This is a genomic window from Endozoicomonas sp. (assembly GCF_965196975.1).
In the GTDB taxonomy this organism is placed as follows: Bacteria; Pseudomonadota; Gammaproteobacteria; order Pseudomonadales; family Endozoicomonadaceae; genus Endozoicomonas.
In genome coordinates, this window is the sequence record NZ_OZ239981.1 from 3,666,786 (window position 1) to 3,691,709 (window position 24,924).

Sequence of the window (24,924 nt, forward strand, 5' to 3'; positions counted from 1 at the left end):
TTGCAGTAAAAAATAGATTTTGACGGCATCAGTATCGATGGATCACGTCCTCTGATTTAACCAAATGAATATCCATTTGAATAACTTTGGACTTTTTCTCCAACTTTATAGCCAATATAAGTAAAAATCAGTACCGGTAAGCTTCCCAGAACAGTTGCAGAAAGCCATGGTTCCAAAACCAGACCACCATACAGGCTGGCAAAATAAGAAATGGGGGCAGCAATGATGAATCCAGACAATCCCCAAAGCAGACAATGAGTGTATCGTCTGCACCACAGAGGAATAATCACAGCTAATCCACTGATAACACCCAGTGGAATAAAGTTATAGAGTTCATGGATGGCGAGTTGGCCGATTTCATCCAATGCAAGATAACAGGAAGAGACATAAATCATTGGCCAGAAAGCCAACAGTAAAGTAAATATCAGGATGCTTTTTAGACTTGTCATGTTCTTCTCTCGACCACTGACCAAGGAAGCACGCAATCACCTACACGTATACCGATCAATCAGAGTGTCATTCACCATAAAAACGACAGAGATCTTACATCAAGCAAATTTCTCACCAACATAACTGAAGTCAACAAAGTGATAATTTCCAGATATGAAATAGCTGTTCCGTGAACTAATTCTCAATATCAAGAGGGTGGAGTCAGGTTCTGCTGATATAATCAGCTCAACCATAGCATGAGCGCTATCTATGCCAGCATTCTCGTGTAGTTAATGACTTTCTTCTCAAAGCGGGTTGCAGTTCTTCTGCAATGTTTTAAATTACCAAACACACACTCAATTCCATAGCACTCTAAAGAGCCACCAGTCGCAGTACCGAAACTCTTTACAACTGGCCTTCGGAGGGATGAACATTGAGATTTCACATTCCGACAACCAGCTATATAAACTGTACTCTTTCGCTAATTGATGCCATTGAGCTCCAGTTCTGAGTATCCACAGGGCAGCTTCAATAAAACCTCTGCTCTTGTTGGGACAACCTACCTTTAGTTGAGTATGAAAGTTGTAAAACTGCCAGTATCTGTGACCATTACTCATCATCTAATAAGGCTATTCCCATATCACAACAAAACTCAACATTTTATTGCAACCCCCTTGTATCAACAGAGCCAAGACTATAATTATATTTGAGATTTATATCTGCCAAGCGACGGAGAAAATGCCATGGGAAGGCTGATTGAGAATGCGACCTATAAAAACAACCTTTTTCTGGAAAAGGATCAACAGGCCAAATCCAGCAATGGGCCTGAGCCAAAAGCAGTAGAAAAGAATGGGCGAAAGATCAACAAGTTAGTAGATACCGACCAAAATAACCGGTTTATAGACCAGCTAAGGGAAGAACATAACTCGAATAAAGAAGTAAAGCGCATTCAAGCTCGTACAGTCTCAATAGGCTCAACAGACAGTGGTTATGATGAGGAAATGATTTTTTCTACCTTATCACAGCTACTTGAAGGCTCTGGACTCGATCGCATTAACGATGCTCTTGACGGTCTGAATCGCTTTGAACGAGCTGAGGCTAATTTTTCCGAGATTGAGGCATACTTGACTAGCGCTGATGTTACCAACCAAGAAAAGCAATCCTTCTTGTTAGAGACAACCGACCTGTTGGCGCACTTAACGCGAGAAGAGGACCCCACCAGCCCAGAACTGGTTGTCGGTGGTTTGCAATTCATGTTTGATACCTGTCGTGAGCGTTTGAGCGAGTTTCAACAAAACCCTCAGATGCTGGTTGAACTATTTGGAGATTCTGACCCCTGTTTCGAAGCAAGGTTTGAGCGCTTCTGTGGCAGCGACTCAGCAAGAGTTATTTCTGGTTTAGATGAAAATCAGACAGCCCAGGACAATCTTTCGAGGTTGCTTCAGGAAATGTCCAATGAGCATGATGAGGAGATTGATGCCGCAGCTTTCAAAAGCTGGGTAATGGAGCGCGATGGCATTGTTGGAGCGAATGTAGCCGATGGGAAAATTGATGAGGCGGCAATTGATGAATTCATTGCTTATGGACGGGACATTATGATATTTGATTAAAACAAACGGCTTTAGAGCTTTCGCACCGGCAAAATCCCCAAACTACCAGAAGCAGCGGGTAAGTTTAATTCTACCCTCGATAGAAGTCTCTAACAAAAAAGACAACAGCTTGATTAAGGAAAAATCGGGTACCTGCTGTATAACAGGTACCAGAAATGGCTAAAGTCCATGACAGCCAGGAAGTGAAGGCAGTTACTGCCCAGGAGGTGGAGGCATCAGCCCTTCAGGAAATTCCATGTTGTTTGGTATTTGCATCTGCTGCATTACCTGATTGATAGACTCACGAATACTATCAATCATTGCTTTATACCCAACATCAAAACCTCTATAAAAGGCTAACTCCGTACTCTTCAAATCACCAGATGGCTGAACAATCGCAGGCTGCTTACCTTCAGGGTTCTCCCCACCAAAAAATGCTTCCATTGAAGTAGGGATCGTCAAGGCAACACGTCCACCGGTCATATAACCATCAATGAACCGCTCCCTCACAAAAGGATTATTATCACTACCAGAGCCAGAACTGCGATAAGCATCTGCTGCTTCGCACCAACGATCTTTGTATTCACTGGCCAGGTCTGTTGAAGTACAGTTGTACTCTAAAATACCCATTGCCCCCATAACGGCAACATAGCCGTCACGATAGCCCATATCGTAGGGAGGCTCAGATTGGCTATTAACCTCATCAAAGAGGCTCAACCGGCTATCCTCTGCCTGACTGGCCAATGAGTAGCCTTCACGGAACCCTTTAAGGTAAACCAGAAAGTCATCAGAACTGGTTGATTGACCACGTTGCTCAAACTGATCTTTTGCCTCACACCAGGTCTGCTCAAGCAAGCTGGCTTTGCCTAGACTACTGCATGTATAAGACTCAACCCCTTTATCAGCACTGGATATATCTTCATAAACCACAGTGGTGACCTCAGGGCACTCACGAGCCTTATTACAGCCTTGCAAACAAATCAGGATTCCAACCACTGGCAATGCTGCCGCCAGAAAATATTTCCGCATTTAATTACTCCTTTACAGAAACTGGTGAACTTGTTATTCAGTACAGTTTTGACGAAACGGATTAAATATAGTTCAGTTTTTTTTCAGGTTTCCTTGGAAGAGCTTGATTTTATTAACTTCTTAATAAGACCTTTATGTTCATAAGCCTTTTTCATGAATAAGACTTTTCCATCCATAAAAATGGCACCAAAAACAGTAACACGCTGAATTTATTGAGATTTCATAAACTCGGAAAGAGATAATCAAATATTATCGGCTAGCCACACTGCCCTTGGGGATATAAGGTTCAAATTTTATTCCCCCTCGCTCTCTGGCACACAAATAGTCCCAGTCATCTGGAAGCGATTGCTCAAGCAGAACCAACCACTGATCCAGTGAACAGCGCCCTACGCACCCCGGCACGGCAAAAGGCTTGTGATTCAATGAAAGAGTCACTTCTGGACGACCGCCATTCCAATTCAGCTGGACACCAAAGTGTGTTGCATAATCAACAATTTTGTCAGATGGAGCTCCCAGCATGGTCATGATGGCCAATAAATTACTGTCACTGGCCGAGTATAGAGTCCAACGTTGACAGGATTGACAGCTGCCTTTTTCTTCAAGACACTGCTGCACACGTTTGAAATCCCTGATCATTGCTTTGGCTAAAGGTGCACCAATAAGTTGGGCAATTTCATAATTTGCAACAATTCGGCTCACGACCCAGTTTAATAATTCCTCCAGTTCAACAGCTTCCTGGTTTGAAATACCTCTTGGCATGGGTAAGTGATGAATTCTATGTATTGCAATTTGATCTATCAGAGGGATAAAAGAGTAGAGATCGCCATTACCTTCATTCTCACTAAGCTCAAGCCAGAAAGCGAGCTGATCACGGTATTGCTCTTTTTTTCTTAACCAGTCTGCACTTTTTTCAAGTGCCTGTACTCTATGAAGATACCCAGGGCATAACCTTTGTGCTGAAAAAAGATCATCAAGGGCCAGGGGCGAAGCATAAACTGGGGGCACTTGAATGCCGCCTGGCAACCCTGTTTCAGCAGACTGTTCAGGATAAAACCCCTGCAATAAGGCACTGGCACTTTGAATCGTACGATCCAGGCCTTTGGCAAAATGCTGGCTGACTTTTGGTGACCAGAAATCGGGGATGGTTTCAGAGAAATAGCGCCGCCTGATCGTTTTCCCCAAAAGGTATTCCTGCTCAAGGCCTTCAGACGTTAACTGACCTGGCCCCATCGGCCAGTATTTTGCCATTCCGCCAAGATCTCTGGGGGAGCGATCACCGTGTCTGACAAGGCTGATCAGATAATCAGCAGGCGTTTCTATTTCAATCCCGACAGCAGAGGTATCAATGGAAAGACAGCACATACTAATTCCAAGTACCGCCTGGATGATCAAATAGGGTTTTAAGAAAGATAACGATGGATTAATGTGAAACCAGGTACTCTTCCTGTCACACATAAGATATAGCTTGAGAGACTTCCAGCAAAAGTCAAAAGCCATAACTTTTTTTAGACAGCGTCCAAGAAGAGTCTGAAATTTCATATCCTGCCTGCTTGATAATCATATCCAGCAGTCAGGATAGAAAAAAATTGCAGGATCGGTTGAGATTTAACGAATAAACTCGGGGATATCGTTTGATAGCCCAATTGCATGACCAACAATCATTTCTTTCATCAAGGGTAATCGATTGGTCAGCTTCAAGCCGGTATTCCTCATCCATCGAATACCCAGGTCATTAGCTCCAAACAAATTTTGAAAACCACTCATGGCTGTCATCATCAGCGAATTATGGCCTATTCGGCGACGTTGATATCGATCCAGAACATGTGGTGCAAAATAGTCATCTCCCCGACCAGTAGCTTTTATCAATTCTTCTGTCAGCACCGCCACATCCATCAAGCCCAGGTTCACCCCCTGTCCCGCCAAAGGGTGGATGGTATGAGCTGCATCACCTACCAGTACAATACCCTGCCGATGATACTGCCGGGCATGACGCTGACGCAGTGGATAGCGAAAACGTTCATCAACCTTCAGAATTTCTCCAGCTCGACTCTCAAAAACTCTCTGGAGCTCGCGGGCAAACTCATCATCATTTAATGCCTCTATTCGATCCGCTTCTGACGGTAAAAGCGACCAGACAATGGAGCAGTAGTGCCTCCCATCAACACTCTCAAGAGGGAGAAATGCCAAAGGACCTGAGTCCAAAAAAACCTGTCGGGCGGTGTAATGGTGAAAGAGTTCCGTCTCAACCGTCGTTACCAGCGCATGGTGCCTGTAATCTTTCTGGTTAACCGGAATACCAGACTGTTGACGTAAATTAGAATTTGCCCCATCTGCAGCGACAAGCAGTTGAGCATAAAGTGGTTCTCCACTTTCGAGAATGACGTCTCCCCCCTGACCGGAAAGTTTGTAATCTACTTGACTCTGTTCTCCGTAGCATTGGACCTTAGAGCTGGCCAGTTTATGCAAAAGCGCATTACGAACCACGTCATTTTCAACGATGTAGCCAAGATTTTGTTGCGGCAGAGTTTTGGCATCAAACCTTACTTCTCCAGTACCCTCACCATCCCAGACGACCATATCAGTATAAGGACATACTCGCTGGGCAATCATGTCCTCCCAGACACCCAGATACTTAAACAGTTTTACCGATGCCTCAGTCAGGGCACTGACTCTGGGTTGCCAGGGGCCACGTCTGGAGAGAGAACCAGGTAGCAGAGCCTGCTGCTCAACCAGCGCTATCCGCATACCAGATCGATCAAGAGCCAGAGCCAGCGAGGCGCCCACCATGCCACCACCAGCAATAATGACGTCATATGTCTGCATTTCTGATCCTTATTTACCAGATCACCGCTTATCGTGGTTTATAACCCCATTGCCTTGCGGGTAAATTTTGACTTTACCGGATGACAATAATCCAATGTTACCAGTCCAAGGTTCCGAGCCAGGATAGAAGTACTGTCGGTACGGGAGAAGAGATGAACCAGACCATCACAAAACTGACTGGTCAAATTCTGATCGCCATACTGTTGTTGCCAGTACTCCAATAACCGGCCAAGATCACCCACAGGCACCTTTCTTGCCAGAGAGTTCGAGATATTATCTGCCAATGCAACGGTGTCACGAATAGACAGGTTATAACCCTGACCTGCGACCGGATGTATGGCATGGGCAGCATTACCTAAGATAACGAGCCCAGGTCTTACCTGTTCTTTGGCGATTCGCATGGTTAGTGGGTACCTATCCCGTTTACCCACTGCCAGAAAGCGCCCAGCCCGATAACCAAACCGCTCCTGCAATAATGCCAGAAAGTCATCGTCTGCCAGATTGTAAATCGTATCAACTTCCTCGTCTGGTACTGTCCATACGAGTCCCATTCTGTGTTGGTAATGGCTATCACTCGTCAAGGGAAGCAATGCCATAGGGCCTTTACCGGCAAAACGCTCCCAGGCCATACCCTGATGAGGGCGATCAAGAGCAATATTGGCAATCACCCCGTGCTGCTGGTAATCACGCTGCTCCAGCGCTATACCCAGCTGCCCCATCAAACCTGAACGACCACCATCAGCAAGAACAACCAGCGAAGCTGAAACCTCTGAGAGCCCCAGCCGAACCATCATTCCTCCTGGAACCGGACGCAGGCTTTCCACTGCATCCGGGCTAAAGATCGTTACCGCACCACTCTGGTGGAAATCCCGCACCCGGTTTAGTAGCACATCCCCTAGTACATGATTTTTGACCACGTAGCCCAGTGCCGGTACCCCTTCATCGGTTGCTTTCAAATGAGAAACACCGAAGCTGCCTCTGTCAGAAACATGAACATCGGTAATGGCCTCAGCCTGATCAGCAAGCTCAGCCCATAGTCCCAGCTGCTGATATATACGATGGGTTCCCCATGACAGGGCAGAGGCCCGAGCATCAAAACTCGGCGGTACGTCCCTCACCTTGCTCAGGTCATGGGTTTCAACCAGCGCCAGTCTTAACCCCTGTCGACTAACCACCTTTTCCAGCGCGCACACCAGACTGGTTCCTACCAATCCGGCACCAATGATCAAAACATCAAAATCCACCTTTTCTGTAGAATGATCCACGTTCCGGTCACCATCATAATCAGCTGAAACCATACGTTATGTTTCTCAGTGCAATGTGTTAGGCGTTTCCTGTTTACCGGCTTCATTACTGGAAGTCTCTGGCAAACCACATACTTCAGCAACTATATTCAACCAGGCCAGACGCACAAACTCACTGACCTCAATGTACAGCCGCTCAGTCTCATCACTCTCATCTGCCGTTTCAATCAGGCTGATCTCGGCAAAATCACGGAGAACCTCCTCCACCATCTCACTGACCTGCCGATTTTCCAGCCCTTGACCAAAACCGGAGATGAAAGACTGGCACCATATACCAAGTGCTTCAGTCCTAAGGCCAAGCGCCTCATCATCATCTGGAAGAAACAGGGTTACAGAAAGGCTACCGGACTCAAGCTCACTTCGCGTATAGGCAAACAGCTGACTTAACAGTTGTGCTGTGGGTTCATCAAAGGTTTTATCCCCCATCTGCTCCTGAAGGTGCTGCAACCACTGCTGAGCACTCAACTGGCTTCCCGCAGATAACAGACCACATAAATAACCATGAACCTCTGAGGGGTGACTAAGACCTCCCTGGTCTGCCAGTCGGTCTGCAAGCTCATCAAAAGATACGGATACTGGTAAATCGCCAGGCTGGGAAGAGAAAGTCATTGTCATCGTTATTCCTGAGTCAAACTTGAAGGCGATTCTAACAGACTTCCCTGACAAACTTGTTAGGCAAACACCTTAAATATTGAAAGTGTCTATTCTGTTAGGTCCAATCAGCCAGGAGTCTTATCGTGTCAGAGAGCTTGTACGAAAAAAACCAGTTGGGAGTTGGTTTTACATTTCACAACCCTGTTGTGTACCTGGATCGTTGGTTGAGCAGCTGGAAAGGAAATAAACCACTGCTGGATCTGGGGTGTGGACACGGAATCAACACCCATGCTGCACTGATTAATGGCGCAGATATTGTAGCGACCGATATAAAGGAGCCAGATCTTTCAGAATGGTTACACAGCTTACCAGTGACTCAACAGGAGACGGTCCTATGTAAGGCGGCAAAACTTCCAGAGAATATTCCTTTTGAAGACAATGCCTTTTGCGGCATTCTTTGCGCAGAAGTATTTCATTTCCTCAGTAATGACGAGGTAATTCCATCAATCAATGCGCTTTATAGAATTCTCGAGCCAGGGGGGACTCTTTTGCTTACCTGCTGTTCATGTGACGTAGAAGTGTTAAAAAGCACAAACCTTAGTAAAGAGGTTCGAGAAGCGAATAAACAATCCCCATTAACCGTTACCTGCCAGCGGGATTATCTGAGCCTTCTTGCACAAGCCGCGAATAATTTTAATTGCCCTGAAATTACTGCCCCGGTTTTGGCTGCTCATGAAATAAATATTCCCGACAGGGATTTTTGTTTTTTCACTTCTGAACAGTTGGGGACATTAATAAAAAATGCCGGTTTTATTATTGAAATCTGCGAGCAGGGAGAGGCCCCACATTACCCAGTATGGAGTCATGGAAGTAAAGACCAGGTAAGAATTGTTGCTAGAAAGCCTGATCAATTAGTTATTTAATTGTTTTTTGATTCGAACGACCATGAGAAATGGCCTTATTTTAAATTAGCATGCAGCAGAAAATCTTATAAAATTATTGCTTAACTTGCAGAGACAATTACTAGATTGTAGTACTCTTCCAAAAGAAAACCATCAATTAAAACTATCTTACAATCCAACCAAACAAAAACCAAAGTTAAATTGACCATTAACTTAAACAAATATAATTCAATAAAAAAACAAACTAATGAAAAAAAATATTTAAACATAAACAACAACATGACTTAAATTTTCTCAACAGCATCAAATTCAAGCTAAATATTTAACAATCAATATATTTCTGAGTTTTATTCGCTTGTTCTTGATGCTAATTTTTTTCTAACTTTACATGGACAATCAATAATATTTCAAGGTTTAGGGCAAATATTCAACCATAATCCCGGCAATGTAAACGCTAACCAAAATATTCCTCAACAGAACAATGCAAATGCTGGAGGCCGTAACATAGGTATTATGAGTAATGTCAAATCGGCCATCTCCAATGCAGTCTCGGCGTTACCATCACCAAGCTCCTTTTCATTTAAGGAAAAAGTAGAAATGGCAGCTGTAGGAACAATTTACCTTTCTCAAAAAGCATTTGCCATGGCAAACGCAACTAATGGTTCCGAACCTATTCCTAATGAGGGAGGTAATAGCGAAAGTGGTTGGCCTGCTTGGAAAATAGGCCTTACTGTTGTTGGAGTTACTGCTGGAGTGGTAGGAATACCATTGACCGCCTATTGCGCATATCAGAACAAAGAGAGGCTCTTCTCTTCTGAACATCAACCAATTCCCAGCGACCCCAATAATGCTGACCCTAAAGATAAGGAACTTGAAGAAATGAGCCAAAAAGGGGCTGACGAAGCTGCAACGGCTTCATCAACAGGCCAGCCGAGTGATGTTAAAGAACCCAGTCAATCTGACCCACTTTTGAAGGCCCAAGAGGAAAAAGTTGCTGAAGATGATGATGAGATCCCCTCCGTAAAGGTCACCTCTGGAGATGATCAGCCACTCTCTGGTGAATTGTCTGAAGTACCTCTATCTCCTGAAGCAGAGATTAATATTCAAACAGCCAACACCTGATTACTATCGACAATATTATCCCCAAGTATCTTATGATGTAGTAAAAAGGTTCTACTTTGTACAAACGCCTCTCTAATCTCTAAAATGTAATGGTCTGTGACAACGTCGCAGGCTTACTTGTTTGTTGAAAACTAATTTGCTGTATATCTCGGTTACCTCATTAAAAATATTACCAAACGAATTAAAAATAAAACGTTGCCAACCATTAAGTCGTTGTTCTGAATTTCTCCAGAGGCTATAGTAACCCTAATAACCGAGCATTCAGGGAAGCTATGAAAGAATCCGATTTCATCGCCCTCGACCAGAAAATCAACTACCTGGTTGCTCTTTGCCAGAAGTTGACCACAGAAAATCGGCAACTTCGGCAGCAGGAGCAGTCCTGGAGAGCTGAGAAAGCAAAGTTGATGGAAAAAAATGACGTTGCACGCAGTAAAGTAGAAGCGATGATTCAGCGTCTCAGGTCTCTGGAGCATGAGTCATGACGGATAAATCGTCAGTCACATCTGTCCATATCCTGGACAAGGAGTACCGTGTTGCCTGCCCCAAAGACAATCAGGACGCACTGCACACGGCTGCCCGCTATCTGAACGAAAAAATGCACGAAATCCGCTCTACGGGCAAAGTGGTTGGTATCGAGCGTATTGCCGTTATGGCAGCTCTTAACATTAGCTATGAGCTGATGCAGAGCCGCCGCCAGAATGAAGATGAAAAGCTGGACACTCAGGAACATATTGACCAGCTCCTGGGCAAGCTGGATCAGGCACTTGCAGCTGTCGAGCGGTAAGCTGATAACCTTTTGTGATTTTCACGAAAACTAATAGCTGAAAAAACTTGCAGACATCTTCTCAATTGTCGATATAATGCCGTTGAAACCTCCCTGGCCTGTTCGCCAGTCACCATACGTCCCGAGCCGATAATACTACCCAGGGGGCTCCTGGCAGGTGCTGGAGTGCAGGTCCGCCTCGTAGCGGAAAGCCCGATTCACCTCAGCAGTCCCCACCGTGACCGTTACGGCCACGGGCAAACGTGGCAGCGGCAGGGTGGGGAGGTTTCGCCCATTCCCTCTCATAGCCAACATTCTATAAATATTTCAATTGGATAGAGAAAAATATTCCCATCAAATCCACTTCATCTGATGCAGTACATATCACCCATTCAGTACACTATTTACATACAATATTAATGAAAAGACCCATAGAAATGCCCGTATTTCTTTAAATACCAAACGCCCTATTCACTCCTACAGTCTATAGTGTTTAAATGAATTAAGAATAATAAGCTTTATGGAAGGTCTAGTGGCAAAGAGTGAAAGTCTTTCAGATGCGAAAATCCGCAAGCTCAAGACACCTGAAAAAGAAACAATTCTCCGAGACTCATCAGGTCTTTTACTCCGGATATTTCCTAATGGTCGAAAGCGTTTTGGATGGCGCTTTATTGATAAACACAGAAACAGGCGATCACGTATCGAATATGGTGATTATCCCGACCTGTCATTAGATTTTGCAAGACAACTTCATCAACTCTCTGTAGCTGCCAGAAAGAATGGTAAAGATATCCTTGATAACGAAGTTCGCGCCAATATTTACAAGAAGGTTATGGGTGAAGATGCCATCATCGAGCATCAACCAGGGATGACTTTCTCCCAATTGGTCAATGACTATTATAACAAGCACATTGAACCCAATAATATTAATCCCAAAGCTTATAACAGGATCAAAAATCACCTCTTACCAGTCTTCAAAAATGATAAAGCTGAATCAATACCCGTCGCAAAGATTCAAGATTTTGTGAAGGGAATGAGGGAAAGTGGAAACATCACTGAAAAGACAATAGCAGACACGATACGCTTTGCGGTCATTATGTACAACCATGCAGTCAAGCAGTTTTGGATCAATAAAAATCCATTTTCAGCTGTGACAATAGAACGCCAGAAGAGCGTCAGGAAGGAATACTACACCATGGGCGAAATAAAAACCCTCCTGACAAACCCTGATGATATAAAGATTGGAAAAGACTTCTATTTGATACAAAAAGCACTAATTTTGTCAGGTGTACGAAGGTCTGAACTCATGCATGCCGAGATCAAAGAGTTCGATTTTGACAGTGAAATATGGACAATTCCTGCAGAACGACTGAAAAACCAGAAGGGTCGAACTCAATCGCAAAAGGAACCTCTCAAGCTTCCTATGTCTAAACAGTTTATCAAAACTATACAGGAAGCCGTTGACGGCTTTGGAAATGACACCCATGTTTTTGGTAGCAAGCAGAATGCCTTCATTGACAATAGATGGCAGAGGCAAAAAACAGGTCCCTCATCTGACCGAAACTATCATAATGTAATAACAGAGTACCGCAGATATTATCAACTAGGTCACAAAATCAATCATGATTTCAGACGCTCTATTGAAACAACCCTGGGAAATTTGGGAGTAAGTTCCGATATAACAAGCATCATGACAGGTCATTCAAAATCTGGGATAAAAGCCGTATACAATCAAGTGGAGTAGTTCAGACTTAATCTGACATTTTCTTTTCATCAAAAGAAAAGGGTTACCGATTTAGAAAGAAGGTGAGTTCACTGAAATCTAAATCATTAAAGGTGACCCTTATGATTCACACCAACCAGAAAATCATCAAGCACAAGGTCGGGCTACTGAACCTTGCAGATGAGCTCGGAAACATCTCTAAAGCCTGTAAAACCATGGGTGTCTCCAGAGATACATTTTATCGTTACCGGGATGCTGTTGATGAAGGTGGGGTCGAAGCACTTCTTGATCAAAGCCGAAGAGTTCCAAACCTCAAAAACCGAGTAGACCCCGCTGTTGAAAAAGCGGTTCTTGAGTATGCGGTAGAAGATCCTGCCCATGGGCAGGCCCGTGTTTCCAATGAACTTCGCAAGCAAGGTATCTTCGTCTCTCCCAGCGGTGTGAGAAGCATCTGGCTAAGAAATGATCTGGGAAGCTTCAAACTGCGCCTCAAAGCCCTTGAAGAGAAAGTGGCTCGAGAAGGAATCATTCTCACCGAGTCCCAGGTCAGGGCACTTGAGCGCAAGAAGCTGGATGATGAGGCCAGTGGTGAGATTGACACAGCGCACCCTGGCTACCTTGGTTCACAGGACACTTTCTATGTTGGAACCTTTAAAGGTGTTGGCCGCGTTTATCAGCAGACTTATGTTGATACTTACTCCAAGGTAGCGCAGGCCAAACTCTATAAGACAAAGACCCCAATTACGGCTGCAGACCTGCTCAATGACCGCGTGTTGCCATTCTATGAAGCTCAAGAGCTACCTGTGCTCAGAATACTGACAGACAGAGGTACAGAGTATTGTGGTCGTGCTGATCAACACGATTATCAACTTTACCTGGCGGTGAACGACATTGAACATACGAAGACGAAAACCCGGCATCCACAAACGAATGGAATCTGTGAACGCTTCCATAAAACGATTCTGCAGGAGTTTTATCAACCTGCATTGAGAAAGACGCTGTATACGAGTATTGAGATGATTCAGTCAGATCTGGACGAATGGTTAATTCACTACAATACTGAGCGTACCCATCAAGGTAAGCAGTGCAACGGGAGAACGCCGATAGAAACACTGATTGATGGGAAAGAGATCTGGAAGGAAAAGTTCATAGCCTGAATTTAACCTGACAGACACCTTCTTGAAAATCGGTAACTGTCAGGTCAGGTCTGAACTTCTACAAATCAAGCATCATTGATGCTCTTAATGCGTGTAGCATTTCAGCTCTATGCTGATCTTATTGATTTTTTCTGTGAAGCTGACAATAAGTACCTCCAAGCATTCGACCACCAGAAACTATGTCGTCAATTAAGTGAGATATATCAAAAATATCATTTTAACGTCTATCAACTTTCAATGCTGAATGACATTGATCCAGGCTGAAACGATTAGGAGCCAGCATCACTCCACAGTTGTTCCATTGCGGCTTTAACGTCAGTCATTCGCCAGACTCGCCTATTTTTGGTAATCATTCGACCTGGTGGAAATTTCCCATCATTAATCAGTCGATATATCGTTGGTGATGATAAAGAAGTTAGTCGAGTAATATCTCGAATTGATATAAGTTTTTCAGCTTCCATCCTATACCTACCTGCCTCCAATGCCCTATTGACCTGATATCATCAGCCGCCACTATTTCCACTTATCGAATACTTTTTCCATCAATCCTTGGCCATCAACCCCCGCACTGCTCATCCACCGAGATGGCCATAAATCGTGAGGCAGATAGCCTTCGATCATCAAGTCTGCCTTTGCTCGGTTCTCATAATCCAGGCTAAGTAGCATCTGAAATTCAAATGGCTTTCCAAATTCCATAGCAATAAGCAACTTAGCGGCTGCTTGGGCACCACTACCGCTGTGCATCAATGACATTTGAGCCAAATCAACAGCCGCAGTCTCCCTGGTAAAGTTTCGAAGGGTCTGCTCCCTTCTTTCTGCATTTTCTGTGTTTATTGCCTGAATTCTTTTCTCAAGTTCCGATGCAGCCATAATCGCTCCCTCATATTTGTCCTAGCTTTTTTCCAGATGCATCAATTACAGAATCGTTGATACATCACGCTTATATGTACTGCTTTTATGAGGTTAACGCTTGGCTAGAGATTAAGTCAACATCCAAAATGACTTTATCCTTTTTTGATGAATACTTTTTTATAGGTATATTCTTATTTTGATGATATGGTGATAACTGGAATTTAAAATAATCATTAGTATTTACCGATGGGAATAGGCTGTGTACTACTACTATTATTACCCTCTACAGTCTGGGCTTCCCCCTTTCAGAGAAAGGCTGGATTATCTGCTTGCAGGAAGGAAGCTATACCCTTGGGCTGCCAATCTTGGAATATCGAGAGGTGCTGCTGAGAAAATGCAGAAAGGTCAGACTCCTGGGTCTGAAATCTTAAAAGCAATAAATCTGCAGGAAGGCGTTGAACTGACTTGGTTGGTAACCGGAGAAGGAAGAGCATTTCGCATCTATAATGCATCGGACTCAAATGACTTTTCCAACCATGTTATGCAAATTTTGGCGTCACAAAGAGCCAGTAAACAAGACATATACTTATGCCACGATAACCAGCGAATGGTCATAGCTATCGCCAGTGAGAAAGAATATAAGTATAGAAATGAAGCAGTTCAATACCGAGCCTGGGAACTCTCCAGCGGCCAATTCTCACAAACTCTATACGACATTCTCGAAAAGCACTTTTCATTGCGAGATTCAGGGGAACAAGAAGTAAACTGGTACAGCACTTATGTCGAACCAGCTGAGCTGACTTCCATTATTAAAGGAGAAATGTCGCCACTTATACTTTTTGGGGACCAAAAAAAAGTCACCCCTATGCTTGCAGTAGTAAAAGTAGATAATGTCCATAAGGTACTGAAACCCTTACAAGACGATATAACAGTGTCTTCAAATTGCTCTGATTCTATTTCCTCCGATTTACTGTACAACGTTATTGATGTGGTGAACTTTTTCTGTGACCGGCAAGCAATTCCATTGAACATGAAACAGAGAGCCAAGCTCTATACTGCCATTTATAACCACTGTCAAAGGACTAGTACTGATCCACAAAATTCTGCTACCAGTATTTTACCAAACTTGCTAGATGTCATTTGATTACAAATATCCAGTAAAATTGAGCTTGGTTATAATCGTTACAGGGCAATTATCAAGCTCAATTGGCAGCATTACATAGCTCTCGCTCCCCTCCAGATTTGATACCACTTATTCTGCCCTCGCTACATGAGGTATGATATTTTTTCACCCCATGCTGGGAAAGCTCCAGAGCCCACTCGTAACTGTTAGTTTGTGGGTTAAAGTTATGAATCACCCAGTTTTTGTGAACACCTTCCTGAAATCTTCTTCCAAGTTCAATAGCAAAACTGGACTGTACTGATAGAAAGATATGAACCCGTTTGCACTGGGGTAAAGCGGATAAATCATCAATCATTCGCCCTACTTCTGCACTGAGTTCCACAAGATTATCCTGATTCTTGATCAAGTTACGCTCACAACGTTCACTGGACTCTACAACAACGGTCGACTCCCGAAGAGCTGACGGAAGTTGTTCTTTCGTAATGGGTGTCGTAAAGCCAATGGGTGCTCTCTCTGAATGATTGAAACAATAGTGCTCTATTTTCACAGCTACTATGGGAACACCACTCATAATAGTTAACTGTCATGCCCGCTTCTGTTATTTCCAGCTCTACCAAAAGCATCGTTTTGCAAATTGAAGTTTCTATAGATTCAGGCAACATGCTGAATCTTGAAGATAGTTTACAGCGTGCACTCAATGAAGCCGGGCAGCTTGGAACAAAAGAGTTATTGGGGCTATTTGAATCACCCAATAAAGAACCTATCGTCGTTAATCAGCAGAAGTGGAACTACAAAGGAAAGGTTCTTAAGCACTATGAAACCTTATACGGTCGTATACCTTTGGAGCGCTCCGTATATCAGGGTGTCAGAGGTGGCAGTACTCTGGCAGCACTTGATCTTCGTGCCGGTATTATTGGTTCAGCTACCCCCAAATTTGCCAAGTCTATCGCCTGGAAATACAGCCAGATGCCAGCGCCTGCGGTAAAAGAAGATTTTGAGACCAACCATCAAAGGACGCTTTCAAATTCTTATATCAAGCATTTATCGGACAGAGTAGGTGCATTAATTGAAGACCAGCAAGACACTCACTACCACCTTCCTCCACTAAAAGAGCCTGTTGAAACAATAGCCATTGGTCTGGATGGAACCTGCATGCTGCTTTGTGAAGAAGGCTGGAGGGAAGCCATGTGTGGGACATTGAGCCTATATTCTGCAGATGGAGACAGGCTCCACACGATATATACAGCCAGTTCGCCAGAGTATGGTAAACAAAGCTTTATGAGCAAGCTCGACGAGGAGATTGCAGATCTAAAACGACTCTACCCAAATGCCACATACATCGGGGTAGCTGACGGGGCTAGAGAAAACTGGAGTTATTTGAAACAACATACCTCTGGGCAGATACTCGATTTTTATCATGCATCTGAATATTTAGCTGGAGCAGCGGAAGCACTGTTTCCAACCAGTAAGGCGAAGCGACACCAGTGGCTTGAAGACAGGCTACATAGTTTGAAAAACAAGCGTGGAGCAGCCAAAAAAATCCTTCAGGAAATTGAATCAGCCGAGCTCCCGAAAAAGACAATCGCACTGACAGAGAAGCGCTACAAAGCTGTGAGCTATTTTACAAACAATCACCAGTTAATGAATTATCATCAGGCGCTTAAACGCCATTGGCCAATAGGTTCAGGAGTTACTGAAGCGGCTTGTAAGACTCTGGTAAAGCAACGATTATGTGGTTCTGGAATGAGGTGGAAAGCAACAGGAGCGGAAGTGCTTTTGACAACAAGAGCACTGATCCAGAGTAAGGGGCGCTGGGAACAACTTTGGTCTGAGTTCATGACTGGAAAGGTTGAAGCTAACCTATGAGTCAGTTATCAAATTGAGAGAGCACCCAAGCCAATGGCGATTCCTGCATCACCGCTGGCATTAATAGACGACTGAGGTTGCACCACCTCGGTTAATGAGATGCTCTTGTTTTCATCATCCAGCAGAGACCACTTACCCTGCTTGTGAAATTTATCGAAATAAATTATCTCAGCGGAGACATTTCGAAGTAATGCTCCATAAGCCAGCATAAAAGGCACTCTCGCCAATCCGCCCATATAGACCCGCTGACACTTCCCATGAAGAATAAATCGCTTAAAAATATCAACTTCTAGTTCTGCGTTGTAACGAACAACCTGTTCCTCGATATTTTCCTTGCGACCCTGAGGCACTCCAAGCGCCACCGACTCCCGGCAGAATTCTTTCTCGGTCGGGTCCAACACCTCATCGGGAAAGTCGTTAGACACACCGGGCATTGCGGAAATGAACACCTTTGCAGTATGTCGTGTTGTCATATTCCACTCAGAGTAAATCAGTAATGCACCAACTATAGCCAGAAAAGCAGATAAGAACATTCCATATACAGAAGCTTCTTGCCCCGTTAAGGTAATAGAGTCAATCAGATATCCACTTTCAAACTCAACAGCAAGTACACCAATCGAGAAAAAAACTGACGGCATAGCTAATACACAAAGCCCAGCCCCCCATTTAGTTTTTGGATACGCCGTCCTTTTGAGCCTCAGGGCTGTTAAAGCCAGCCATTTGAACCTCTCCCAGTACATATGTTCCTCAATACTCGTCCATTTTCATCTCAACCGATTTACCACTCACCATGGTATAAACTGACATTTTTTCAGTACCTGCGACGATAAAGAACAACTGCCGGTTCGTATTTTCATCGTAGTGTTTCTGCCAGTCCATCAAGTCAAGATTCGAAGGAGCCGGAACAGCCTGAGGATGTGTATGCCACGTACCAAAATAACCAAGCACGCCATCTGAATCTTCAAATGCCTGATCCACTTCTTCCTGGTGACGCTCAGCATCCAGACTGAAATAAGCACGTTTTCGGGTATCAGTGGGCTTCGGGAGGGTTATCCTGTCAATCGTGGTATTTCCCTTAACATCTGCATAACCAATCAATAGTCCGGCTGCTTCAGGGTGCTCTGGTGAAATCTGCCTGAATTCTGAAAGCCTCTCTAACACGTGCTCAGGAATTGACAACTGAATATCCTGATATGCAAAAACGACTTTATTGTGCGAACCACAGATATCACAGGCTGGATGATATAAAGGCAACACTTTTAAAGAAGCGTTAAACCGATCATAACGGCGAGTTAATAAAAAACCTTCTTCATCCACATATTTCCGGTCCCCTTTCCAACTCACCTTTGATGATTGCTCAAGCTTTCCATTGAGGTAACGGATGGCCAGATCGGCAGCGGTTAACGCCGTCTGGGCAGAACTGACCGCACCATAAGGGATGAACATTTCCCCACAGCCAGCATAATTTTTCACTATATTCTGATCGGTTTGCAGGAAGTTCAGGTTAGACGCCAATCCACGCCGACCACTATCATTATCCACATACGCGCATCTCAAGCAGCCCTTCTTCCCGGCTATATCAAGCACCACGTGCCCACCAATACCGTAACCTTCCAGCCAGGTATAAACGACAGGAATATTAATTTTGTGCTCCTGAAGATGCTGGTGAAACAATCGTTCATGGGTAGGAGACCCGATAGCAACAATGACCAAGTCATATCGCGAAGCAAGGTCCTGCTTCCGGAAATCAAGTAAACGATCGCTATACCCTCGTACTTTGTACCATGGGTATTTTTGTCTCAGCTGAAAAGCCACCGATGATGCTTTGGGATATTCAATAAAGTTCTGATCCAACGTATGGCGATAAATATTAGCCACCGAGAGATTATCCGGATCACAAATATCCAGATAGCCAACCCCGGCAGCTCCCAACTTATCGGCCAGCTCACTGCCAACTGAACCACACCCTACCAGCAACACTCGTTTATCCGACAATTCGCAGTTAGCACCACTGCGGGGCATTAAGCGCTCTCTATGAAACGCTTCCACCACCAGTGGCTCAACCTTCCAGCGCGATATTTTTTCATTGGTATCTGGAAACGACTTTTTATCCCCCTGAAAAAGCCGGATACCAAACCAGGTCACTCCGGAAGGAGTGGGACAGTTCAACATCAACCAGAACTCTTTCGCTCTTAAGCCGAGAACCGACTGCTCAATCCGTTCCCTGGTTTGCTGACTCACCCTTTCCAGATTACGAATTACCCATTCCCTGAGTTCAGGTGTTGTGCGGGGTAGATTTACGTCAACGCTTTCCAGTGGAATAACCAGACTCTGGGCATAATTACACCGATGTCGATCTCTTTTTCGAAAGTACTCGGCAAGGTCTTCCCCAGCAGCCTGCGATGAAAGTGCAACATGCGACGTCGGTATAGAAAAGAACTTACCGGGCTGAACCGGTGAGTAAAGCTCCAACACCTCAAACTCTTTACTGGCCGGTGCGACATAAACCATCTTAAAAAAACTCTCCCACAGCTTCGAGGCTGCATGGTGCCAGTTAGATCGAAACTCCCTCAGCAGCTCCTGCTCATTATGCTCAGGGTTTTCTATTACCGACCTTAACAGCGAGATATGACGTTTGATCGACTCTTCAAACGCCAGCTCTGGTCGCTCAAAATTGACTGAAACCGAATCACGGTCATTCACACATACCGAACCAATATCTGGGTCATCAAAGCCTGCCAGCACGTGAGCTAACTGACCATACCGCTTATGATTCAAAAGATAAAATGAGGGTAACGCTTCCAACTCTGAAACAGTGAAGTGGATAAGAGTGGCAATTTCATCGCCACATTCAAAGTTAACCGACAGCACAGTCTGCCCGGAATATTCCAGCGGTTGTACATCATATTCCCCGTCAAGAAAGTGCTCATAGATGGCGTCGTAATCCAACTCAAGCCCCCTGGGATGTACCGGAAGCACCGGCGACAGGAAGGTATGCCGTACTGACCGCTGCTACCTTGGCAGCATTCGATGCCTTTTCTTCAGGTATCGGGAAATCGTCACCAAAAACGCTATTCAACAGGGTACACTGCTTCACTTCGCTTTCTTCCTCCAGTGCCTTTTGCAGTTTGTCCTGTAGCCGGAGCAACTTATTGCGAAACTGGTTACCCAGGTTGTAGTCACTACCCGGACTACTGCCGCCGTCTACTTTGTGCTGAAAAATATCCCGCTCGGGCTTCTTTGGTAACCTCACAGAAAGGCGGTAATTATCAGTCCAGAAATCCTTTTCGAGGTAGCCAGCATTCAGAATATCATCAACTACCTTTTTGAGTACCATCAGGTCATCTTCCAGCTCTTCACTAAAGTAACCTGGTGAGTACACTTCCTTGATCATCACCGTCAGACCAATGGAGAACAGCTTCTTTTTAACCTCCGGTGAAAAGTTTTCATCCCTCCAGCGCTTCATATAACGCACCAAACGTCGGAACTGTTTTCGCTTTTCCAATGGCTTATTGCCATATCGATCTGCATCATCAATCCAGCCAATCAGTCCTTTCGGGTCAGAAGGTGACCACTCTTTATTGTTATTATCGGAGCCCTCCTTACCCACAGCCAGCTCGTAACTGTCACCAAGCCAGGGACAGGTATCCAATCTATACACGGTGTAGTCAATATGAAGATTGAGACTCTGGTAATCAGCCGTAATGCAGGGTTTCTTGATCTTCGACTCCTTGAAGTTCCGATCCTCCAATACCTTTTTGACAACTTTTTTTGGAGCGACCGGGTCTTCCGGTGCCTGACTTGCATCAATCACCAGTGCCCGATCAATATCAAAGTCATCATCAAGGCTATTGATTGCGGTATATACCGCAAAAGAACCCTGAAAAAAGGTATCGATGACCGGATACCCCGCTTCGCGAAATGCCTCCTTGATTGCCGAGAGAATACCTTCGTCTTTCGCTTTAGCTTCTTTGTAGCCTTTGGACTGGTTGGTGAGGTAGATTTTCTTATTGAACGTATTGAAGTGAGCCTGGATCGCCATGTATTCCCCCATGATATAGAAGGTATATATTTGATCTGCTCTCTTATATTTCAATAGAGAATAAAAAAATAAAAGAGACGGTGATGTGTCAGGGCTGTTGATCTGATACATTCCTGTCTTTGTGAGTCATCTATAGCTGTAGTTCAAGTTGCCTGTATCCATTGTCAACAAACGTTCAATCTTGCTAAGAATAGGAAAGCTGAGACGGGTCACCAGTGGTATAGATGCAAGGACGGCTAAGTTCCCTTTAATGGTTGGTGGTAGTTTTAATAGCTGTAGATATTCAGGTATTAAACAGAAATACTGAAACGCTATTAAAATTAAATATCAGCCTAAATATCCGCCATTGCCAGCTAAGAAATCCACTGAGCAAGGTCTTTCACTGCTCTTCCCAAGCCCTATGCTCTGTTGGTTTGTAACTATTCAGCACCCTTCATATAAATCTGGAATTTTCTGATTTTTCGACCATCATCTTATACTCAATTTTTCTAACAAATCTCCAGTATGGAACCAGACTTCCCAGCTACTCCGTTTACCGAAGCTCTCCTTAAAGAGAATGAAGAGCTTCGGACCGAGAATGCGCTTTTACGGGAACGTTGCAGCGAACTGGAAGAAAGGGTTAATAAAAACAGTCAAAACAGTAGTAAGCCACCATCGTCAGATGGTTATCAAAAGCCCAGTAAAAAAGGGAGTGATAAAGGTGATACATCTTCCAAAGAAGCCCCCTGCTCCTCACAGGAAACACCGAACCCCAAAAGCCTTAGACCATCTTCAGGCAATAAACCAGGTGGCCAGAAAGGTCATCAAGGCTCTTGTTTGAGACGTGTCGCCTTACCCGATTATGTCAGGCATCTGAAGGTTGAAAAATGTTGCTGTTGCCAGTCTTCGCTTATCGATATTAAACCCACCAAATACATTGAGCGACAGGTTTTTGATCCAGGTAGACCCGGAGAATTTGAAGTTACCGCGTACTGGGCAGACGTTAAAGTATGTCCTTGTGGTAAACGGAACACCGCTGAGTTTCCCCAAGGAGTGAAAGCCGCTGCTCAATACGGAGAAGTGACTCAGGCAATGGCTGTTCATTTAAACCAGTATCACTTCATCCCATATCACCGGGTGTCTGAGTATTTCAATACTATTTATTGCATGAGTGTCAGCGCAGGCTCTGTTGCCAATTTTGTTGCCTATACCCATGAGAACCTGGCCTCTACTGAGCAGAGTATCCGCGATGCTTTACAAGAAAGTCCGGTTGCAGGAGCGGATGAAACTGGCATGCGGGTTGACGGTTCACTGTGGTGGTTACACATTATGCGAGATGACCAATGGACGCTTTACTACCTCTCAGAAAGGCGAGGTTGTGAAGCAATGGATGCAATGGGCATCCTGCTGACTTTTGCAGGCATTCTGGTTCACGATCATTGGAAGTCCTACTTTGCCTATGCGGCAGTGCATGTGCTTTGTAATGCCCATCATCTGAGAGAGCTTCAGGGAGTTGTCGATAGGGATGCGAATAAGCTGGCTCTGCGGCTGATGAAATTGCTTACGCTCTCCTGGCACTTCTGCAAGAAATACAAAGCAGCCGGTCTGACTCAAATGCCTGGTGCAATACAGCTTCGCATTGAGACGATATACGACCAAATCCTTCAAAGGGCTCTCACGAAGGAAACCGCTTATATGGAAAAACAACGACAGGTGCTTGGACGTAAGAAGGTCAGGAATACCAAGGCCTACAACCTGTTCAAAAGGCTTATTGAGTTTAAGGTTGAAACGTTGCGCTTCATGTCGGACTTTTCAATTCCCTTCGATAACAATGGCAGTGAACGTGATGCCAGGATGGCCAAACTTAAGCAGAAGATCTCAGGCTGCTTCAGAAGCGAAGACGGAGGTACCATGTTTACCCGAATCCGAAGCTATTTATCATCTGCTAAAAAGCAGGGGTTGAACATATTTCAGGCGCTTCTTAAAGCGGTTCGAAATTACAACAATACGCCTTTGCTGGGTGCTGAATAGTTACGTTGGTTTTTCTTAAGTACCTATAAAAATCTATGTATTTATTACTCCAAGGTATGAAGAAAAAACAACGCCAACCACTAAAGGGAACATAGCCTGCAAGGACTGTAATAAGAGCTTCCAACTTGAGTATCGCTATAACTGCAATCTGCCTGGTACTCATGAGCAGATCATAAAAATGACCATGAATGGCTCCGGGGTCAGAGATATCAGACGTGTCCTTGAGATCAGTCCAACGATTGTATTGGCTCGCTTAAAAAACTCGACCCGCCAACAGTAACACAACTCCCCTTCGAAAATGCCCGGATCAAGATTATCTTCGAAATGGATGAACAGTGGTCATTTGTTGGTAGCAAGAAGCAGCAACGCTGGCTGTTTTATGCATGGGAGCCACGTTTCAAGAAGATCATTGCCCATGCGTTCGGCTCCAGAAGCACAGAGACGCTCAAAAAGCTGTTGGAGCGTCTGGCCCGCTTCAAAGTCAGTTTTTACTGTACAGATGACTGGCAGTCATATACATCCTGTTTAGTAGAAGATCAACATATCATTGGAAAGTACTTTACTCAGCGGATTGAGCGGCAGAATCTGACCTTGAGGAATTGCTTGAAACGGTTATCCAGAAGGACTATCTGCTTCTCAGGATCAATAGACATTCATGATAAGGTTATCGGGGAGTTTATCTCTCGAAACCACTATCAACAGTTTTGATACATCACCGCATAAAACGAACGGAGTGATAAGTGATAATTAGCACAAGCTGACCTTATGAATCTGACGCTGGTGTGTATTAAAAACATACCGCAGGCCTATAATTGAAACTGCCCTGAAATAGCAAATCGCATTATTGATATGACCAAGAATGGCTGTAGGTATTTTCCGCAAATCGATTTTTGAGTATTTAATCGCTATGCTAGTCTTGCGTGAGGCTCAGGAGCCAGTTACTCGCTAAAGAATTGCTTTCATGTAACTAACCTATACCACCCTTAATGATGGCTTTTAAATGAGGACTAGCTAGGCGGGCTTCTTTAAAAAGGCATCGTAAACAATGCTTAAAGCCGTAAAGTTATGATGCTTATCAAAATTAAGAACTTCTCTTTCGGCATTCTAAGCCGTATTTTATGCGCAGTTTCTATTGTTGCATTATCTCCAATGTACCTTAGTTTCGATAATGCCTACGATTTCATCAACATTGCAGCTCTTGCTTACACTGTATACTTTTTGCTCTCCGAATCTTTAAGGCTTTACAGGATCAGTGGGAAATTTTTTCTGGATTATGATGGTACTTTGATCAGAGTTTATGATGACCACGAGAAAAGGAATAAGGAAATTCTAATTGGAGAAGTTACAAACATAGCGATAACCAAAAAATTCGTTAAGATCAGCACCAGTCATGATGTGGTTTATCTACATTTCGCTATGATGTCTATCCATAATCAAAGTCTATTCCTGAATAAAATATATCCTGAAATTGAGAAAAGTATTCAAAACAAGCAATCTTCAAGACACACCCACTCTACCGTTGCATCAGCTTAATTGCTCGGAATCCTTCGTTCCATACATGCTAGAGAAGAGTCAGAATGAACAACTGACTCTTCA

25 protein-coding genes and 1 other RNA gene are annotated in these 24,924 nt (G+C 44.2%); 14 read left to right on the forward strand and 12 right to left on the reverse strand.

Features of this window, described 5'->3' with window-relative positions:
* Nucleotides 1-56: 56 nt before the first annotated feature.
* Nucleotides 57-449 carry a hypothetical protein gene (locus tag ACOCLE_RS16390; protein ID WP_419533381.1) on the reverse strand — a complete coding sequence of 131 codons (393 nt, stop codon included), beginning with the start codon at nt 447-449 and terminating at the stop codon, nt 57-59.
* Nucleotides 450-1,172: 723 nt separating this feature from the next.
* Here ACOCLE_RS16390 and ACOCLE_RS16395 point away from each other — a divergent pair.
* Nucleotides 1,173-2,039 carry a hypothetical protein gene (locus ACOCLE_RS16395; RefSeq protein ID WP_419533382.1) on the forward strand — a complete coding sequence of 289 codons (867 nt, stop codon included), beginning with the start codon at nt 1,173-1,175 and terminating at the stop codon, nt 2,037-2,039.
* Nucleotides 2,040-2,231: 192 nt separating this feature from the next.
* Here the strand turns inward: ACOCLE_RS16395 and ACOCLE_RS16400 are convergent, their stop codons facing one another.
* The 5 genes from ACOCLE_RS16400 to ACOCLE_RS16420 all read right to left on the reverse strand — a co-directional run bounded on the left by ACOCLE_RS16400 (nt 2,232) and on the right by ACOCLE_RS16420 (nt 7,789).
* Nucleotides 2,232-3,047 (reverse strand): hypothetical protein, encoded by an 816-nt coding sequence (locus tag ACOCLE_RS16400; RefSeq protein WP_419533383.1) that lies wholly within the window; start codon nt 3,045-3,047, stop codon nt 2,232-2,234.
* Nucleotides 3,048-3,296: 249 nt separating this feature from the next.
* Nucleotides 3,297-4,544 (reverse strand): histidine phosphatase family protein, encoded by a 1,248-nt coding sequence (locus ACOCLE_RS16405; RefSeq protein WP_419533384.1) that lies wholly within the window; start codon nt 4,542-4,544, stop codon nt 3,297-3,299.
* 108 nt (nt 4,545-4,652) lie between these two features.
* Complete coding sequence (locus ACOCLE_RS16410; protein WP_419533385.1) at nt 4,653-5,870, reverse strand: FAD-dependent oxidoreductase; 1,218 nt, start codon at nt 5,868-5,870, stop codon at nt 4,653-4,655.
* A 38-nt stretch (nt 5,871-5,908) separates the two neighbouring features.
* Nucleotides 5,909-7,135: a 2-octaprenyl-6-methoxyphenyl hydroxylase gene (ubiH, locus tag ACOCLE_RS16415; protein ID WP_419533386.1), complete on the reverse strand. Its 1,227-nt coding sequence runs from the start codon at nt 7,133-7,135 to the stop codon at nt 5,909-5,911.
* Nucleotides 7,136-7,180: 45 nt separating this feature from the next.
* Nucleotides 7,181-7,789 (reverse strand): UPF0149 family protein, encoded by a 609-nt coding sequence (locus tag ACOCLE_RS16420; RefSeq protein ID WP_419533387.1) that lies wholly within the window; start codon nt 7,787-7,789, stop codon nt 7,181-7,183.
* Between the two features lie 122 nt (nt 7,790-7,911).
* Between ACOCLE_RS16420 and ACOCLE_RS16425 the strand changes: the two genes are divergently transcribed.
* The 7 genes from ACOCLE_RS16425 to ACOCLE_RS16455 all read left to right on the forward strand — a co-directional run bounded on the left by ACOCLE_RS16425 (nt 7,912) and on the right by ACOCLE_RS16455 (nt 13,435).
* Nucleotides 7,912-8,691: a class I SAM-dependent methyltransferase gene (locus ACOCLE_RS16425; protein ID WP_419533388.1), complete on the forward strand. Its 780-nt coding sequence runs from the start codon at nt 7,912-7,914 to the stop codon at nt 8,689-8,691.
* A gap of 492 nt (nt 8,692-9,183) precedes the next feature.
* Nucleotides 9,184-9,792: a hypothetical protein gene (locus ACOCLE_RS16430; RefSeq protein ID WP_419533389.1), complete on the forward strand. Its 609-nt coding sequence runs from the start codon at nt 9,184-9,186 to the stop codon at nt 9,790-9,792.
* A 272-nt stretch (nt 9,793-10,064) separates the two neighbouring features.
* Nucleotides 10,065-10,274, forward strand: a complete 210-nt coding sequence (locus ACOCLE_RS16435; RefSeq protein WP_419533390.1) for a TIGR02449 family protein — start codon at nt 10,065-10,067, stop codon at nt 10,272-10,274.
* Complete coding sequence (locus tag ACOCLE_RS16440; protein WP_419533391.1) at nt 10,271-10,576, forward strand: cell division protein ZapA; 306 nt, start codon at nt 10,271-10,273, stop codon at nt 10,574-10,576. Before ACOCLE_RS16435 ends, ACOCLE_RS16440 begins: the two co-directional genes overlap by 4 nt.
* An 87-nt stretch (nt 10,577-10,663) precedes the next feature.
* Nucleotides 10,664-10,843, forward strand: a non-coding RNA gene (gene ssrS, locus ACOCLE_RS16445) — 6S RNA.
* A 232-nt stretch (nt 10,844-11,075) separates the two neighbouring features.
* Complete coding sequence (locus tag ACOCLE_RS16450; protein ID WP_419533392.1) at nt 11,076-12,299, forward strand: tyrosine-type recombinase/integrase; 1,224 nt, start codon at nt 11,076-11,078, stop codon at nt 12,297-12,299.
* Nucleotides 12,300-12,400: 101 nt separating this feature from the next.
* Complete coding sequence (locus ACOCLE_RS16455; protein WP_419533178.1) at nt 12,401-13,435, forward strand: IS481 family transposase; 1,035 nt, start codon at nt 12,401-12,403, stop codon at nt 13,433-13,435.
* 269 nt (nt 13,436-13,704) lie between these two features.
* On the opposite strand, the gene ACOCLE_RS16460 is transcribed toward ACOCLE_RS16455, so the two are convergent.
* Nucleotides 13,705-13,896: a helix-turn-helix transcriptional regulator gene (locus ACOCLE_RS16460; RefSeq protein WP_419533393.1), complete on the reverse strand. Its 192-nt coding sequence runs from the start codon at nt 13,894-13,896 to the stop codon at nt 13,705-13,707.
* A gap of 52 nt (nt 13,897-13,948) precedes the next feature.
* Nucleotides 13,949-14,305 (reverse strand): hypothetical protein, encoded by a 357-nt coding sequence (locus ACOCLE_RS16465; RefSeq protein WP_419533394.1) that lies wholly within the window; start codon nt 14,303-14,305, stop codon nt 13,949-13,951.
* A 241-nt stretch (nt 14,306-14,546) separates the two neighbouring features.
* Between ACOCLE_RS16465 and ACOCLE_RS16470 the strand changes: the two genes are divergently transcribed.
* Nucleotides 14,547-15,431 carry a hypothetical protein gene (locus ACOCLE_RS16470; RefSeq protein WP_419533395.1) on the forward strand — a complete coding sequence of 295 codons (885 nt, stop codon included), beginning with the start codon at nt 14,547-14,549 and terminating at the stop codon, nt 15,429-15,431.
* Between the two features lie 58 nt (nt 15,432-15,489).
* Here the strand turns inward: ACOCLE_RS16470 and ACOCLE_RS16475 are convergent, their stop codons facing one another.
* Complete coding sequence (locus ACOCLE_RS16475) at nt 15,490-15,981, reverse strand: SAVED domain-containing protein (RefSeq protein ID WP_419533396.1); 492 nt, start codon at nt 15,979-15,981, stop codon at nt 15,490-15,492.
* A 14-nt stretch (nt 15,982-15,995) separates the two neighbouring features.
* Here ACOCLE_RS16475 and ACOCLE_RS16480 point away from each other — a divergent pair, with 14 nt between their 5' ends.
* Nucleotides 15,996-17,276, forward strand: a complete 1,281-nt coding sequence (locus ACOCLE_RS16480) for an ISKra4 family transposase (protein ID WP_419532972.1) — start codon at nt 15,996-15,998, stop codon at nt 17,274-17,276.
* 8 nt (nt 17,277-17,284) lie between these two features.
* Here the strand turns inward: ACOCLE_RS16480 and ACOCLE_RS16485 are convergent, their stop codons facing one another.
* From ACOCLE_RS16485 to ACOCLE_RS16495, 3 genes are read right to left on the reverse strand one after another with little or no spacing between them, the layout of a single operon-like run.
* Nucleotides 17,285-18,016: an SAVED domain-containing protein gene (locus tag ACOCLE_RS16485; RefSeq protein ID WP_419533397.1), complete on the reverse strand. Its 732-nt coding sequence runs from the start codon at nt 18,014-18,016 to the stop codon at nt 17,285-17,287.
* 7 nt (nt 18,017-18,023) lie between these two features.
* Nucleotides 18,024-20,225: a ThiF family adenylyltransferase gene (locus ACOCLE_RS16490; RefSeq protein ID WP_419533398.1), complete on the reverse strand. Its 2,202-nt coding sequence runs from the start codon at nt 20,223-20,225 to the stop codon at nt 18,024-18,026.
* A gap of 1 nt (nt 20,226) precedes the next feature.
* Entirely contained in the window at nt 20,227-21,318 is a 1,092-nt protein-coding gene (locus ACOCLE_RS16495; protein WP_419533399.1) for an SMODS domain-containing nucleotidyltransferase, read from the reverse strand.
* Nucleotides 21,319-21,822: 504 nt separating this feature from the next.
* Here ACOCLE_RS16495 and tnpC point away from each other — a divergent pair.
* The 4 genes from tnpC (at nt 21,823) to ACOCLE_RS16515 (ending at nt 24,861) form a co-directional block, all read left to right on the forward strand.
* Entirely contained in the window at nt 21,823-23,328 is a 1,506-nt protein-coding gene (gene tnpC / locus ACOCLE_RS16500; RefSeq protein ID WP_419532963.1) for an IS66 family transposase, read from the forward strand.
* 184 nt (nt 23,329-23,512) lie between these two features.
* Nucleotides 23,513-23,608: a hypothetical protein gene (locus ACOCLE_RS16505; protein WP_419537222.1), complete on the forward strand. Its 96-nt coding sequence runs from the start codon at nt 23,513-23,515 to the stop codon at nt 23,606-23,608.
* Complete coding sequence (locus tag ACOCLE_RS16510) at nt 23,572-24,036, forward strand: IS1 family transposase (protein WP_419537223.1); 465 nt, start codon at nt 23,572-23,574, stop codon at nt 24,034-24,036. Before ACOCLE_RS16505 ends, ACOCLE_RS16510 begins: the two co-directional genes overlap by 37 nt.
* A 357-nt stretch (nt 24,037-24,393) precedes the next feature.
* Nucleotides 24,394-24,861, forward strand: coding sequence for a hypothetical protein (locus tag ACOCLE_RS16515; protein WP_419533400.1), 468 nt, complete (start codon nt 24,394-24,396; stop codon nt 24,859-24,861).
* The last annotated feature ends 63 nt before the right edge of the window (nt 24,862-24,924 follow it).

Coding starts and splice junctions, on each gene's coding strand:
- ACOCLE_RS16440 (WP_419533391.1), top strand. CDS start 10,271: ATGACGGATAAATCGTCAGTCACATCTGTCCATATCCTGGACAAGGAG.
- ACOCLE_RS16410 (WP_419533385.1), bottom strand. CDS start 5,870: ATGCAGACATATGACGTCATTATTGCTGGTGGTGGCATGGTGGGCGCC.
- ACOCLE_RS16480 (WP_419532972.1), top strand. CDS start 15,996: ATGCCCGCTTCTGTTATTTCCAGCTCTACCAAAAGCATCGTTTTGCAA.
- ACOCLE_RS16430 (WP_419533389.1), top strand. CDS start 9,184: ATGAGTAATGTCAAATCGGCCATCTCCAATGCAGTCTCGGCGTTACCA.
- tnpC (WP_419532963.1), top strand. CDS start 21,823: ATGGAACCAGACTTCCCAGCTACTCCGTTTACCGAAGCTCTCCTTAAA.
- ACOCLE_RS16465 (WP_419533394.1), bottom strand. CDS start 14,305: ATGGCTGCATCGGAACTTGAGAAAAGAATTCAGGCAATAAACACAGAA.
- ACOCLE_RS16485 (WP_419533397.1), bottom strand. CDS start 18,016: ATGTACTGGGAGAGGTTCAAATGGCTGGCTTTAACAGCCCTGAGGCTC.
- ACOCLE_RS16420 (WP_419533387.1), bottom strand. CDS start 7,789: ATGACAATGACTTTCTCTTCCCAGCCTGGCGATTTACCAGTATCCGTA.
- ACOCLE_RS16390 (WP_419533381.1), bottom strand. CDS start 449: ATGACAAGTCTAAAAAGCATCCTGATATTTACTTTACTGTTGGCTTTC.
- ACOCLE_RS16495 (WP_419533399.1), bottom strand. CDS start 21,318: ATGGCGATCCAGGCTCACTTCAATACGTTCAATAAGAAAATCTACCTC.
- ACOCLE_RS16505 (WP_419537222.1), top strand. CDS start 23,513: ATGAATGGCTCCGGGGTCAGAGATATCAGACGTGTCCTTGAGATCAGT.
- ACOCLE_RS16515 (WP_419533400.1), top strand. CDS start 24,394: ATGATGCTTATCAAAATTAAGAACTTCTCTTTCGGCATTCTAAGCCGT.
- ACOCLE_RS16400 (WP_419533383.1), bottom strand. CDS start 3,047: ATGCGGAAATATTTTCTGGCGGCAGCATTGCCAGTGGTTGGAATCCTG.
- ACOCLE_RS16455 (WP_419533178.1), top strand. CDS start 12,401: ATGATTCACACCAACCAGAAAATCATCAAGCACAAGGTCGGGCTACTG.
- ACOCLE_RS16435 (WP_419533390.1), top strand. CDS start 10,065: ATGAAAGAATCCGATTTCATCGCCCTCGACCAGAAAATCAACTACCTG.
- ACOCLE_RS16450 (WP_419533392.1), top strand. CDS start 11,076: ATGGAAGGTCTAGTGGCAAAGAGTGAAAGTCTTTCAGATGCGAAAATC.
- ACOCLE_RS16475 (WP_419533396.1), bottom strand. CDS start 15,981: ATGAGTGGTGTTCCCATAGTAGCTGTGAAAATAGAGCACTATTGTTTC.
- ACOCLE_RS16395 (WP_419533382.1), top strand. CDS start 1,173: ATGGGAAGGCTGATTGAGAATGCGACCTATAAAAACAACCTTTTTCTG.
- ACOCLE_RS16405 (WP_419533384.1), bottom strand. CDS start 4,544: ATGGCTTTTGACTTTTGCTGGAAGTCTCTCAAGCTATATCTTATGTGT.
- ACOCLE_RS16460 (WP_419533393.1), bottom strand. CDS start 13,896: ATGGAAGCTGAAAAACTTATATCAATTCGAGATATTACTCGACTAACT.